13 protein-coding genes are annotated in these 12689 nt (G+C 72.4%); 9 read left to right on the top strand and 4 right to left on the bottom strand.

Annotated features, from left to right (window positions below; all coding sequences use genetic code 11):
• From VF665_RS04135 to mqnB, 3 genes are all read right to left on the bottom strand, one after another.
• Window positions 1–109, bottom strand: a 109-nt coding sequence (locus tag VF665_RS04135; protein ID WP_331052156.1) for a transposase, incomplete at its 3' end; no start/stop codon positions are given.
• A gap of 411 nt (window positions 110–520) precedes the next feature.
• Complete coding sequence (locus VF665_RS04140) at window positions 521–1369, bottom strand: 1,4-dihydroxy-6-naphthoate synthase (RefSeq protein WP_331052144.1); 849 nt, start codon at window positions 1367–1369, stop codon at window positions 521–523.
• Window positions 1362–2159 (bottom strand): futalosine hydrolase, encoded by a 798-nt coding sequence (mqnB, locus tag VF665_RS04145; protein ID WP_331052145.1) that lies wholly within the window; start codon window positions 2157–2159, stop codon window positions 1362–1364. The genes VF665_RS04140 and mqnB overlap by 8 nt, the downstream gene beginning before the upstream one ends.
• 75 nt (window positions 2160–2234) lie before the next feature.
• On the opposite strand from mqnB, the gene VF665_RS04150 reads away from it, so the two are divergent.
• The 5 genes from VF665_RS04150 to VF665_RS04170 all read left to right on the top strand — a co-directional run bounded on the left by VF665_RS04150 (window position 2235) and on the right by VF665_RS04170 (window position 7576).
• Window positions 2235–2924: a hypothetical protein gene (locus tag VF665_RS04150; RefSeq protein ID WP_331052146.1), complete on the top strand. Its 690-nt coding sequence runs from the start codon at window positions 2235–2237 to the stop codon at window positions 2922–2924.
• Window positions 2925–3103: 179 nt separating this feature from the next.
• Window positions 3104–4954, top strand: coding sequence for an amidohydrolase family protein (locus VF665_RS04155; protein WP_331052147.1), 1851 nt, complete (start codon window positions 3104–3106; stop codon window positions 4952–4954).
• Between the two features lie 24 nt (window positions 4955–4978).
• A complete protein-coding gene (locus VF665_RS04160) occupies window positions 4979–6151 on the top strand; it encodes a sensor histidine kinase (RefSeq protein ID WP_331052148.1) in 1173 nt (390 codons plus the stop codon).
• A gap of 10 nt (window positions 6152–6161) precedes the next feature.
• Window positions 6162–6764, top strand: coding sequence for a response regulator transcription factor (locus tag VF665_RS04165; protein WP_331052149.1), 603 nt, complete (start codon window positions 6162–6164; stop codon window positions 6762–6764).
• Window positions 6764–7576 carry an META domain-containing protein gene (locus VF665_RS04170; RefSeq protein ID WP_331052150.1) on the top strand — a complete coding sequence of 271 codons (813 nt, stop codon included), beginning with the start codon at window positions 6764–6766 and terminating at the stop codon, window positions 7574–7576. Before VF665_RS04165 ends, VF665_RS04170 begins: the two co-directional genes overlap by 1 nt.
• Before the next feature lie 838 nt (window positions 7577–8414).
• On the opposite strand, the gene VF665_RS04175 is transcribed toward VF665_RS04170, so the two are convergent.
• Entirely contained in the window at window positions 8415–9317 is a 903-nt protein-coding gene (locus VF665_RS04175) for a lytic transglycosylase domain-containing protein (protein WP_331052151.1), read from the bottom strand.
• Window positions 9318–9529: 212 nt separating this feature from the next.
• Here VF665_RS04175 and VF665_RS04180 point away from each other — a divergent pair, with 212 nt between their 5' ends.
• The 4 genes from VF665_RS04180 (at window position 9530) to VF665_RS04195 (ending at window position 12584) form a co-directional block, all read left to right on the top strand.
• Window positions 9530–10042: a hypothetical protein gene (locus tag VF665_RS04180; RefSeq protein ID WP_331052152.1), complete on the top strand. Its 513-nt coding sequence runs from the start codon at window positions 9530–9532 to the stop codon at window positions 10040–10042.
• A 92-nt stretch (window positions 10043–10134) separates the two neighbouring features.
• A complete protein-coding gene (locus tag VF665_RS04185) occupies window positions 10135–11160 on the top strand; it encodes a hypothetical protein (RefSeq protein WP_331052153.1) in 1026 nt (341 codons plus the stop codon).
• A gap of 166 nt (window positions 11161–11326) precedes the next feature.
• Window positions 11327–11998 carry an ankyrin repeat domain-containing protein gene (locus VF665_RS04190; protein WP_331052154.1) on the top strand — a complete coding sequence of 224 codons (672 nt, stop codon included), beginning with the start codon at window positions 11327–11329 and terminating at the stop codon, window positions 11996–11998.
• Window positions 11999–12086: 88 nt separating this feature from the next.
• A complete protein-coding gene (locus VF665_RS04195) occupies window positions 12087–12584 on the top strand; it encodes a tetratricopeptide repeat protein (protein WP_331052155.1) in 498 nt (165 codons plus the stop codon).
• Window positions 12585–12689: the final 105 nt, after the last annotated feature.

A 12689-nucleotide genomic window follows, 5' to 3' on the forward strand; every position in this document is an offset into this window, starting at 1 on the left:
GCACGCCCAGATCGCGAGCGAGCTCTTCCAGCTTCCTCTCCCCGCTGGAAATCAGACGAACCGCCTCCAGTTTGAACTCGCGCGTGAACTGCCTTCGCTTCTCGGCCATGTGTCACCTCCTGCCCGTAAACCTACGGCTTATGTTGGTGTCCACCAAGCCGGGGCAATCCTAATCGAGGCTTCAACCGACCCGGGGGACGGCCACACGCACCGTCACCTCACCCGGTGCCGAACGGCTCCCCCTCTCCCGCGGAGCGGGTGGAGGGGGCTGGGGGGAGGGGGCCTCCTTCGGCCGCATCGGCACCGTCCGGATCGCACCGAGACGTCGTTCTCCCCTCTCCGCGCGGCGGTTTCGCGGGGAGGAGCGGGGGAGGGGCGCCGTTGCGGTGTGCCTCCTCTCCCACATCTGTTCGTGGGAGAGGGTGGACGCGTCTCAGCGCGGCCCGGTGAGGGCGAGGCCGGGTGAGGGCCACACCCGGCCGCGCACACCGATTCCTTCGCCCTCCGCCGATCCCCGGTTCTACGCCGCGTCCAGAAACGGCGCGGGGTGATCCGCATCCAGCAGCCCCGCATCCGCCGCGCGGCGGAACAGTTCGCGGATGGCGCGCTCGCCCTCGGCCTCCACATCCACCGAAAAGCGGTTCACGTACAGGTCGATGTGCTGCTTCGCGACTGCATCGTCCATCTCCTGCGCGTGCGCGCGGACGTACGCGCGGGACTCGTCCGGGTGCGCAAAGGCGTGCTCCACGGAGCGCCGGATGGCATCGTCCACCCCGCGGATGGCATCCTCGCCCAGGGAGCGCCGCGCCATGATGCCGCCCAGGGGAATCGGCAGCCCCGTCGTCTGCTCCCACCACTCGCCCAGGTCTGCCACCTTCACCAGCCCGTGCTGAGGATACGTGAAGCGCGATTCGTGGATGATGAGCCCCGCGTCCACCTCTCCGCGCTCCACGGCGGGCATGATGTCGCTGTACACGACCTCGATCCCCGGCTCCGCGTCCGGCGCAAACAGGCGCAGCAGCAGGTTGGCGGTCGTGTTGCGGCCGGGGATGGCGATGCGCTTTCCCGCCAGCGACGCACGGTCCATCGGCTCGCGCGCGACGATGAGAGGGCCGCACCCCCGGCCCAGCGCGCCCCCGCTGCGCAGGAGCACGTAATCGCGCAGCAGCCCGGGCGCCGCGCCGTACGAGATCTTGGTGACGTCCAGCTCCGCCGCCGCGGCCAGGCGGTTCAGCGTCTCCACGTCTTCCAGCCGCTCGGTGAAGCGCATTCCGTCCGCGGGGACGGCGCCGTGCACCAGCGCGTGAAAGATGAAGGTGTCGTTGGGGCAGGGCGAATAGCCGAGCGTGAGCGTATGCGGATCAGCCATGGTTCGGTTCGGTCGGTGTCGTGTTCCGGATGCGCGGCCACGCCTGCGCGAGCGCCAGCACCGCGTCCTGCGCGGCCTGCACGGCCGGGCCGATGCGCCAGCGCGCCATGTCGCGGTCTTCCACGTGGTTGCTCACCGCGCGCACCTCCAGGAATGGTACCCCGTACACCGCGCAGACGTGCGCCGCGGCCGCGCCCTCCATCCCCTCGCACAGCGCGCCGAACCGTTCCCCCCGCTCCCGGCCCAGCGCATCCGTGCCGGAGCAGGCGCTCACGGTGACGAACGGCCCCGTCCGCGCATCCATTCCCGCCCTCCGCAGCGCATCCGCCGCGCGGTGGACCAAGCCGGCATCGAGGGCGAAGTCGTTGAAGACGGCGCCCTGCTCGCCGCGCCAGAGCGGAATGCCGATCGCGTCCGTGCCGATCCATCCGCCCGGCGTGTCCGCCCCTTCGTCGCCGTAGATGGCGTGGGTGGCGAGCGCGATGTCGCCCAGCGCGAGCCCCGAGCCCGGATACGCCCCACCGATGCCGAAGCAGATCACTCCCGACACCGCGCGCGCCTCCAGCAGCGCCGTGGCGGCGTGGGCGGCGTTGGTCTTGCCCATTCCGCCGGGCAGGAGCACCACCGGCGTGCCGCCCAGCCGCCCCGCCCACCCCGGCTTGCGGCCGATCGTGACGGGCTCGGCGCCCTCCAGCGCGGCGGCCAGGCGCTCGCACTCGAACGGGACGGAGCAGAGCAGCGCGAGGGGCGCGGAAACCGGGTTCATGTGATAGGATTCGGGTTCGTGCATCGGGATGCACGAATCTACAGGCCACGCCGGGGCGCCGCGACGGCACGCCCCGCCATCTCCTTTTCTTGTACGACGATGCGCCGCTTCGTTCCGCTTCTCCTGCTGCTCGCCGCGTGCGGAGGGCCGTCGCGCCCGCGCCCGGCGGCCGCGCCCGTTCCCCCGCCCGCGCCGGCCGTGGAGCCCGCCGCGCCGGTGCCGCCGCCGATCGTGCAGTTCCAGAGCGTGTGGACGCGCTCGCCCGGCCTGCGGCTGCGCGGCGAAACGTCCATGACGCCGCTGCCGTGGATGTTCATGCGGCTGGAGGTGCTGCGCGCGGACACCACGGACCTGCTGGTGCGGTGCGCCGTCTGCCCCGGCGCGCCAACGGGGTGGCTGGAGCGCGCGGCGGTGGTGCACTACGCGCCCGCGCCCATCGACGCCGCGCGGATGGAGCTGGCGGACTTTGCCTTCGCCGTGCGCGACGCCGCGTCCCGCCGCGACATCCGGGCGCTGCGGCCGGTGATGGCCCGCACCTTTGCCGGCACGCTCGGCCCGGTGGAGGTGGGGATGCTGGAGACGCTGGCCGCGTGGGAGCGGGAAGGCTACCGCAGCCTGGACCGCATGCCGTTCCTGATGGACCGCGGGATCACGACGGTAAGCACCACGCAGGTGTGGGCCTCGCCACCCGAGTACGCCACCAACCCCGCCTACGCCGACCTGCGCGCCGGCTTCCGCCGCGGCCCGGAGGGGTGGGAGTGGGTTTTTCTGGTCGCCAACGGCCGGTGAACTCCCCGTCCTGATCCGGCGGCCACGCCGCGCCTGTTGCGACCCGGCGGACCGGGCATGACAAACGTCACGGCGAAGTGGTGACGTTTCGGAATGGCCGCCCTCCCCCGCCCGCCGCATCATTCCCGCACGGTACGAACGTGCCGCCGCCGTGCGGGAACCCTCATCCAGTGAACCTCATGTCTGCCAACGACAGGCTTTCCCTTTCTGGCCCCGCCCTCGCCCGGCTCGCGCGCGGTATCGCACTCGCCGCCGCGCTTCTGGCCTCCGCGGGCGCCGTGCGCGCGCAGCAGGCCCCCGCGACGCTGATCCGCAACGCGCGGGTGTTCGACGGCGAGCGCGTGCTGGACGGGCGCGACGTGCTGGTGCAGGACGGAAAGATCGCGCAGGTGGGGCGCGGCGTGCGCGCGCCGGCCGGCGCTACGGTGGTAGACGGGGCGGGCAAGACGCTGCTCCCCGGGCTGATCGACGCGCACACGCACACGTTCGGCGACGCGCTGCAGGAGGCCGTCATCTTTGGCGTGACGACGCACCTGGACATGTTCACGGACGTAGGGACGGCGCGGGCCGCGCGCCAGCAGCAGGCGGCCGGCCAGGCGAACGGGCGCGCCGACCTGTTCAGCGCCGGCACGCTGGTGACGGCGCCGCGCGGCCACGGCACGCAGTTCGGCATCGCCATCCCCACCATCACCCGCGCGGATTCGGCGCAGGCGTTCGTGGACGCGCGCATCGCGGAGGGCTCGGACTGGATCAAGATCGTCTTTGAGGACGGGCACACCTTCGGCACCACCATCCCCACCATCGACCGGCCGGTCATGCGCGCGGTGATCGAGGCGGCGCACCGGCGCGGCAAGCTGGCCGTGGTGCACGTGAGCGACGCGTCCGGCGCCCGGGCGGCGCTGGAGGACGGCGCGGACGGCCTGGTGCACCTGTTCATCGACCGCGAGCCCGACGCGGACTTTGCGCGGATCGCCGCGTCGCGCCACGCCTTCGTGGTGCCCACCACCATCGTGCTCAAGAGCATGACGGGAACGGGCGGCGGCGCCTCGCTGGTGAACGACCCCCGCCTTGCGCCGTACCTGCTCCCCGCGCGCGCCGACGCGCTGGCGCAGGGCTTTCCGCGCCGGCCGGGCTCGCCGGAGCGCACCCTTGCCGCCGTCCACGCCACCATCCGGCAGCTGCGCGCGGCCGGCGTCCCCATCCTTGCCGGCACGGACGCGCCCAACCCCGGCACCGCGTACGGCGCGGCGATGCACGGCGAGTTGGAACTGCTCGTGGAAGCCGGGCTGACCCCCACGGAAGCGCTGCGCGCGGCGACCAGCGCGCCCGCGGCGGCGTTCCGCCTGGCGGACCGGGGCCGCATCGCCCCGGGGATGCGCGCGGACCTGCTGCTGGTGGAGGGCGACCCCACGCGCGACATCACCGCGACGCGCGCCATCGTCGGCGTGTGGAAAGGCGGCGCCGCGGTGGACCGGGCGAGCTTTGCGCGCACCGTGGCCGCGGCCCGGGCACGCCCGGCGTCCGGTGGCGTGGCGGCGGTGGCGGACGGGCTGGTCAGCGACTTCGAGTCCGCCCCGCTCGCGGCGGCGATGGGCACCTGGATGCCCTCCGCGGACTCGTTCGCGGGCGGCACGTCCACCGGGACGGCGGCCATCGCCGACGGCGGCGCGAACGGAAGCGGGCACTCGCTCGCCATCGAAGGAACCATCACCGCCACGATTCCGTACGCCTGGTACGGCGCCATGTGGATGCCGGGCGAGGCGATGGCGCCCGTGGACCTTTCCTCCCGCGCGGGGCTGGGCTTCTGGACGCGGGGGGACGGCGGGACGTACCGTGTGATGGTGTTCGCCCGCTCCAAGGGAATGACGCCGCTGATCCGCACGTTCGTGGCGGGACCGGAGTGGCGCGAGGTGCGGATGGCGTGGTCGGACTTCGGCATCGACGGGCACGACGTGACCGGCGTGGTGGTGGCGGGCGGCCCGCGCCCCGGCGCCTTCGGCTTCCGCATCGACGACTTTCGCCTGCGGTGACGCATCACACCAGCAGCGCCGGGGATGAGCGCGCAGACTGACACGGACGCACCGGCCCCCGCGCGGCGCCGGCGGCTGCTTCCGCCCGGGAGCACCGCCGGCTGGCCGGCGTACGCGTGGCTGCTGTACCTCTCCTTTTTTCTGATCGAGCCCGTGGTGCGGCTGCGGCTGGGCACCATGACCGCGGCGCACGCGGCCACCACGCTGCTGGCGCTCGCCGTCTTTCTGGTCTCGTACTTTCGCGGCTTCTGGGTGCAGGGCCGCGGGCTGCTGCTGGTGATCGCCGTGCAGACGGCGCTGGGGGTGGCGCTGGTGCGGCAGAACCCGGGCGCGTCGGTGTTCCTCATCTACGCGGCCAGCTTTGCCGGAACGGACCGTCGCACGGGCCTGGCGGCCGGCATCATCGTGGCGATCTCCGGCGTGGGCGCGGCCACGTCGCTGCTGGTGCACGCGCCCCCGCTGTATTGGGTTCCCGCCGTGCTGATGCCGCTGGTGATCGGCTTTGTGAACGTGCACTACACGCAGCAGGCGCGGGCCAACGCCAGCCTGCGCATGGCGCGGGAGCAGATCCAGCACCTCGCGGCCGTGGCGGAGCGGGAGCGCATTGGCCGCGACCTGCACGACGTGCTGGGGCACACGCTTTCGCTCATCGTCCTCAAGTCGGAACTGGCGGCCAAGCTGGCCACGCGCGACGCGGACCGGGCGGCGCGGGAGATCCGCGAGGTGGAGCAGGTGGCGCGAAAGGCGTTGCGGGAGGTGCGCGAGGCCATCCGCGGCTATCGCGCGTCACTGGCGGATGAGGTGCGGCAGTCGGAGGCCCTCCTGGACGCGGCAGGCATTCGCGCGCGGATGGAGGTGCAGCCGGCGGAACTCCCCCGCGAGGTGGAGGAATCGCTGGCGCTCGCGCTGCGCGAGGCGGTGACCAACGTGGTGCGGCACTCGGGCGCGGCGTGGTGTGCGGTGCGCCTGCGCCCGGACGGTGGCTCGTATCTGCTGGAGGTGACGGACGATGGCCGGGCGGGCGAGGTGACGGAGGGCAGCGGGCTGCGCGGCATGCGGGAGCGTGTCGCCGCGGCGGGTGGCGCGGTGAGCGTGCAGAGCGCGGCCGGTGGCGGAATGCGGATCGCCGTCCGCGTTCCCCTGGGCGGCGGGCAGCCGGTGCGCGGGGCGGACGTGCACGCGGCGGTGCGGAGATGAGGAGGTGCGGATGATCCGGGTGCTGGTGGCGGAAGACCAGGCGATGGTGCTGGGCGCGCTTTCCGCGCTGCTGGAGATCGAGAGCGACATCGAGGTCGCCGGGCGTGCGCGCGACGGCCGCGAGGCGCTGGCCCTGGTGGAGAGCGAGGCGCCCGACGTGCTGCTGACGGACATTGAGATGCCCGGGCTCACGGGGCTGGACGTGGCGGCCGAGATCACGCGCCGCAGGCTGCGGACGCGCGTCATCATCCTCACGACGTTCGCGCGGGCGGGGTACCTGCGGCGCGCGCTGGACGCCGGGGCCGCGGGGTACCTGCTCAAGGACAGCCCGTCCGACGAGCTGGCCAACGCGGTGCGCCGGGTGCACGCGGGCGGGCGCGCCGTCGACCCCACGCTGGCGCGCGAGGCATGGACGGAAAGCGATCCGCTCAGCAGCCGCGAGCGGCAGGTGCTGCGGCTGGCGGGAGAAGGGAGGGCCAGCACCGCCATTGCCGCGGAGCTCTTTCTTTCCGAAGGCACCGTGCGCAACTACCTGTCCGCCGCCATCTCCAAGCTGGGCGCCGGCAACCGGGTAGAAGCGGCCCGCATGGCGCGCGAAAAGGGCTGGCTCTGATGCGCTGCGCCGCCGTCGGCTTCCGGATCGCGACCGCGGCGCTGTTGATGGCGGGATGCGGCACGCCCCCCGATGCTCGTGGCGGCGCCGCCGCCCGCGACGATGAGGCCGCGGAAGCCCGGACGACGGCGGCCGCGCTGGACGGAACGGAGTGGACGGTGGTGCAGCTTCGCGGGGCGCCGCCCCTCCCGCTTCCGCCACTGACGCTGCGGTTCGATGCGGATTCGTACGGGGGATACGGCGGGTGCAACCGCTTTGGCGGCCCCTACCAGATCGCGGCCGACACCTTTCGCACGGCGGAGGTGGAGTCGACGTTGATGGCGTGCCCCGATCCCATCGGCAGCCAGGAACTCGCGCTGCACGCGGCCCTCAAGGACGCGCGGCGGGTCCGGATGGCCGGCGATACGCTGCGCCTGCTGGGCGACGACGGGACGGCGGTGATCGTGGCGGCGCGCCGGCGGCTGGCGCAGATGGATCCCGCCCGGCTGCACGGGCGGTGGCGGCTCGTGGAAGTGGGCGGCGTGTCGCCGCCTGCGGTCCCGGGCGTGTACCTGGCGTTCATCGGCGGCTCGGAACTGCGCGGATTCGCGGGATGCAGGATCTTCACCGGGGCGTACGTGGCGCGCGGCCACCGGCTGAGCGTGACCACGATCGCCATGACGGGGACGGAGTGCCTTCGCGAAGACCTGCTGCGCTTCGAAGGCGGCTTTACGACCGAACTGTCCGGCACCACGGACTATCAGATCGCGGGGGATACGCTGATCCTGCACACCCTGTCCGGCCGCCCCATCCGCCTGCTGCGCGCGCGTTGACGTACGCGCCGCCATCGCGCCGTGCGCACAACATCGTTCGCCTCGCGCTTGGGCGCCTGAGCGTCATCCTGAGCGGAGCGCTGCGCTGGACTGTCAGCCGCTCCGAACCGTGGCGCGGAGTCGAAGGATCCCGCCGGGACGGTCGGGTGCACCATGGCTTGCTGGCGTGCCCGATACTCCCGGCCGCGTCGGACAGTGCGCCGCGCGCCACGCAGCCACTCGTTAGCGGTGCAGTCCGGGCGGGATCCTTCCGTCCGCGCCAGACTCGGAGCACTCGGAAGGCTCGCGCGGTGCCTCCTTCAGGATGACATCCGTAGTCCGGGGTGATGGGCGGGCAGAGTCGCTGGCACGCTCTGGATGGAACGGTAGCGCGGCCGAAGGCCAGCGTTGCTCAGCGACCGCGCCCGCGGCGCGCTTCGGGCGCCCGTCAGGGCGGCGCTGCGGGTCGTGCATGCGGATGTGGGTGGCTACGCCAGGGCAGGAGTGCAACCGCGCGTACGCGCGGTTGCGTGAGGGATGCGGGCCCGGAGGGGCGAGACGCCCCCGCGCGGGACGGAAGGAGCCGCAGCGGATGGAAATCGTGGCGCGGGGGTGGCTCGCCGCACTTGGGCACAGTTGTACCGTGCCCTGGTGCGCCCGCAGCCCGGCCCGGAGCGCAGCGGAGGGACACGCCCGAAAGGCAGTGCGGGAGTGCGGAGTGCGGAGTGCGGAGTACAGAAGTGCCCAGTGCTCAGTGCTCAGTGCCCAGTGCCCAGTGCCCAGTGCCAAGTGCCAGAACGCACGCGGCCCCCGCGGACTGAATCCGCGGGGGCCGCTCCTCACGCCATCCCCGAACCCGCTACGGGCGCGCGGTGGCGCCGCGCAGAACCATGTCCGGGTACCCGTTGTCGGGGTTGCCGCCCCGCTTGAGCACGCGGTCCACCGTGCCGGGCCCGCGGTTGTACGCCAGCAGCGCCAGCTCCGTGTCGCCGTCGTACCGCTTGATGAGCTGGTTCAGGTACTTGAACCCGATGCGCAGGTTGGTGCGCTGGTCGCGCAGGTCCCGCGCCTTGGTGCCCGGCTTGAGCCACGCCGCGGTCTTGGGCATGAGCTGCGTAAGGCCCATGGCGCCCACGTGGCTGGTCGCGCTGTTCTTGAACGCGCTCTCCGTGCGCACCAGCCCGAACGCCACGTCAGGGTCGATGTTCTCCTGCATGGCGATGTCGTAGATGTCTTCCGCCAGCGGCCTCGGAATGTCGTATTCCGAGTACTTCTGCACGTTGCGCTGGATCACCTCGTCGCGCGCCGTGCTCTTGGTCTCCGCCGCTTCCACCCGCGCCTCGCGCCAGGCCTGGCCCACCGCGTGGTCGCTGAGCACGCGTGGCGCGGTGATTTCCGGCAGCACCGACATCTGCCGCTCGTGCGACGGGTCGTTGCGCATTTCGTTGGCGCGCGCGATGGCCAGCGGCCCGGCGATGCCCGCCACGCCCACGCCCACGATGCCGTACTTGATGGGCCCGCGGCGAATGCGGTCGAACGAGCTGGTGCTGCGCTGCGGCAGCCGGATGCCGTCGCTGACGCGGCGCGCACCGGTGTCGGTGACGCGGCGGTCGCCCGCGCCGTCAAAGGCGCGGCGGTAGCGCGCGGGGGTCTGCGCGGGTGCACTCGCCGAAGGAAACCGACGCCGGGTGCGGCCCACCGGGTGCTGCGGCGCGGGGGCGGCGTGCTGCCAGGGCATGGGGCGCTTTCGGGAAGTGTGCATCGGCTCGCTCTCCTGCTGCTCGGGTCGTCCTGTCCGCTGTCCCACCGCGGTCCGGCAGGGGCTTCTACCCGGTGCACGCTCCGTGCCACCGGCCACATATGTTTCCCTCCCGCAACGGGTTGCGCGCGCCGGGGAACCGGAGCCATGTTGCGGGCGTAGCATCCTCTGCAAGGGGCCGCCTTCCGGCCCTTCCCGCACCGATCGGGGACCGCATGACCTCTCCCGCCCGCTTTCTGCTCTTTGTGCTCCTGGTCATCGTGGGGGTCAAGGGCTCGGAGCAGCTGTACAGCTACGTGGCCTACCGCGACGAGCGCGCGGCGGTGCGCACGCTGCGCACCGACCTGCAGCGGACCGCCACGCAGCTGGTGGCCGAGCGCGCGCGCCTGGACTCGCTGAGCGCCGCCGTCTCCGCCGAGGACCGCCGGCTCACGGCCGACCTGCGCGCGCTCAAGCGCTTCTACCATATGTCCACGGACGGCACGCTCTCCCCCCAGGCGTACGCGCGCTGGACGGCGGAGCGCACGCGCTACAACCTGCGCGTGGACGAGCGCAACGCCAGCTTCCGCCAGTGGCAGGAGATCGAGGCGCGCCACCGCTCACTGGCCATTCACTACAACGCGCTGGCCGACAGCATTCACGAGCTCGCCACGCGCATGGGCGAACCGTACTACCAGGTCCCCACCGCGCTGGAGGCGGCGCAGCAGGCCACGGCGCCGGAGCAGTGAACAGCCTTTGGGACCGATGAAGAACGGGGGCGATCCACCGCGGATCGTCCCCGTTGCGCATGTTGGGAACGCTCCTTGAACCAGCGGCGGGCATGGCGACCAGATCCACCCGCGCCCCAAAGGCGAAAACCAAGGAAAAGCCCTGGCGGCGCGCCGGCACCGCGGAAGAGGGCTTCACCTACCTGCGTGGCGACGGCAAGCCGCTGCGCAGCCCGTCCGCGCTCGCCCGCATCCAGAAGCTGGTGATTCCGCCGGCGTGGACGGACGTGCAGATCAGCCCCGATCCCGCCGCCAAGGTGCAGGTCGTGGGGACGGACGCGGCCGGGCGCAGGCAGTACCGCTACCACCCCGACCACGTGGCCAAGGGGTCGCGGCGCAAGTACCGCAAGCTGCTGCAGTACGCCCAGTCCGTCCCCCGGCTGCGGGAAGAAACGTCGCGCCACCTGCACGCGCAGGGGCTGGGGCGCGAGCGGGTGCTGGCGCTGGTGGTGCGGCTCATCATGCGCGGCTTCTTTCGCATCGGGAGCGAGCAGTACGCCGTGGCCAACCGCACTTTCGGCATCGCCACGCTGCAGAAGAAGCACCTCAGGATCGACGGCGACAACCTGATTTTTACGTACGTCGGCAAGAAGTCCATCGACCAGCGCTCCGTGGTGGCCGACACGCCGCTGGTGGAGGTGATGCGCGAGATCCTCACCCTTCCCGGCAAGAGGCTGTTCCAGTACGTGGGGGAGGATGGAAAGCCGCACCCGGTGACGGCCGCGGACGTGAACGGCTACATCAAGCAGATCCTGGGGGCGCGCTACACCAGCAAGGACATCCGCACCTGGGGCGGCACGGTGCGCATGGCCACCATCCTGGCCGACCTGGGCCCGCCCTCCACGGAGCGCGAGGCCAAGAAGAACCTGGTTCTGGCCTGCAAGCTGGTGAGCACGGAACTGGGAAACACCCCCGCCGTGTGCCGCAGCGCGTACGTGCACCCTGCGGTGATGGAGCGGTACGAGCAGGGGAAGACGATCGCCCCGCTGATGCGCGAAACCGTGCGCGAAGACGAGGAGCCGGGCCGCTACTATCCCGAGGAGGCCGCGCTGATGCGCTTTCTGAAGAAGTGGGGATGACGGACGGGGTTGCTCCAACAGAGGCACAGAGACACAGAGGAGAAACAACGGAAAAAAGGCAGGGGCTTTCGTTGCGCCGCCCGCCTTCCTTACTCTTTTGTTGTTCTCCGTGTCTCTGTGCCTCTGTTAGAGACAGTCTTTTTCTGCTTGTTCGGGAGGTCTGGCGATGACGAGCGTGGCGGAGGTGATGGAGGCGGTGAACGCGGGGGATGCGGACGCGCTCGACGCGCTGCTGCGGAACGATCCCGCCGCGGCCGGCGCGCGCGGCGACGAGGGGGGCAGCCCGCTGCTGAACGCCCTCTACCGCGGCCGGCGCGACCTGGCCGAGCTGTTCGTGCGGCACGGGCGGGAACTGGATGGCTGGGAAGCCGCCGCCGTGGGCGACGTGGACCGTCTGCTCGCGCTGCTGCGGGCCGACTCGGAGCTTCCCGCGCGCCGCACGCACGACGGATGGACGCCGCTGCACCTGGCCGGCTTCTTTGGCCAGCGCCAGACGCTGGGGCTGCTGCTGGAGCACGGCGCGGACCCCAACGCGCTCTCCGAGAACCGCATGCGCAATACGCCGCTGCACGCCACGCTCGCCGGGCCCATGACGGTGGAAGGGGTCGCGGCGCTGCTGCAGGCGGGCGCGGACCCCAACGCGCGGCAGCAGGGCGGCTTTGGCCCGCTGCACTCCGCCGCCAACCGCGACGACGTAGCCATCATCGAGCTGCTGCTGGATGCCGAGAGCGACCCCAACGCCGCCGCGGACGACGGGCGCACGCCGCTGGACTTCGCCCGGGCCGCCGGGCACGAGGAGGCCGCACGCCACCTGCTCGCGCGCGGCGCGGAGGGGTGAGCGCCACCTTTGGCCGCCGCGCGGGGTATGGGGCCCGCGCCCTCGTTCGCCCTCGTTCACGACCCTGACGTACAGCGGGATGTTCTCCATGCAGGTTCGCACCGCCCTTCTGTTCAGCGTGCTCGCCCTGGGCGCCTGCACGCCGCGCCAGCCCCCGCCGCGCCCGGCGCCCGCCCCGCCTCCGCCGCCCGTGGCCGTGACGCCGGAAGAGGAAGCCGCCGCGGTCCGCCGCCGGGCCGAGACCGCCTTTGACCGCGGAATCTCCCTGGCGCGCCAGAGCCGCTGGGGCGAGGCGGCGGAGGCGTACCGGCAGTCCACCGAACTGCAGCCCCGCGAGCCGCGCTACCACATGGCGCTTGCCGAGGCGCTGCTGCAGGGCGGCCGCGAGGGGGAGGCGGCGGACGCGCTGCAGGCCGGCATCCGCGCCGAAGAAGCGCTGCCCCGGCCCAACCACCGCGTGCTGGCGGTGGACTACGAGCGGCTCATTCGCCTGCTCACCCGGCTTAACCGGCTGGACGAGGCGCGCGTGGCGCAGGACCGGCAGAACCAGCACCGCCGCGCCCGCGACCAGGCCCCGCCGCGCTGATCCGGATCCGCCGGAAGCGGAGGCCGGGCGGGGTCGCCCGCACAAACGCGGGGCACGGAGGATCAGCGTCCTCCGTGCCCCGCGCTTTTCGATGCCTGTTCCGGC

Origin of the sequence: Longimicrobium sp., assembly GCF_036387355.1 — a bacterium.
GTDB lineage: Bacteria > Gemmatimonadota > Gemmatimonadetes > Longimicrobiales > Longimicrobiaceae > Longimicrobium.

What these genes read in the sequence shown, in the direction of transcription:
- VF665_RS04140 (WP_331052144.1), bottom strand. Translation starts at nt 1,369, where the DNA reads ATGGCTGATCCGCATACGCTCACGCTCGGCTATTCGCCCTGCCCCAAC.
- mqnB (WP_331052145.1), bottom strand. Translation starts at nt 2,159, where the DNA reads ATGCACGAACCCGAATCCTATCACATGAACCCGGTTTCCGCGCCCCTC.
- VF665_RS04150 (WP_331052146.1), top strand. Translation starts at nt 2,235, where the DNA reads ATGCGCCGCTTCGTTCCGCTTCTCCTGCTGCTCGCCGCGTGCGGAGGG.
- VF665_RS04155 (WP_331052147.1), top strand. Translation starts at nt 3,104, where the DNA reads ATGTCTGCCAACGACAGGCTTTCCCTTTCTGGCCCCGCCCTCGCCCGG.
- VF665_RS04160 (WP_331052148.1), top strand. Translation starts at nt 4,979, where the DNA reads ATGAGCGCGCAGACTGACACGGACGCACCGGCCCCCGCGCGGCGCCGG.
- VF665_RS04165 (WP_331052149.1), top strand. Translation starts at nt 6,162, where the DNA reads ATGATCCGGGTGCTGGTGGCGGAAGACCAGGCGATGGTGCTGGGCGCG.
- VF665_RS04170 (WP_331052150.1), top strand. Translation starts at nt 6,764, where the DNA reads ATGCGCTGCGCCGCCGTCGGCTTCCGGATCGCGACCGCGGCGCTGTTG.
- VF665_RS04175 (WP_331052151.1), bottom strand. Translation starts at nt 9,317, where the DNA reads ATGCACACTTCCCGAAAGCGCCCCATGCCCTGGCAGCACGCCGCCCCC.
- VF665_RS04180 (WP_331052152.1), top strand. Translation starts at nt 9,530, where the DNA reads ATGACCTCTCCCGCCCGCTTTCTGCTCTTTGTGCTCCTGGTCATCGTG.
- VF665_RS04185 (WP_331052153.1), top strand. Translation starts at nt 10,135, where the DNA reads ATGGCGACCAGATCCACCCGCGCCCCAAAGGCGAAAACCAAGGAAAAG.
- VF665_RS04190 (WP_331052154.1), top strand. Translation starts at nt 11,327, where the DNA reads ATGACGAGCGTGGCGGAGGTGATGGAGGCGGTGAACGCGGGGGATGCG.
- VF665_RS04195 (WP_331052155.1), top strand. Translation starts at nt 12,087, where the DNA reads ATGCAGGTTCGCACCGCCCTTCTGTTCAGCGTGCTCGCCCTGGGCGCC.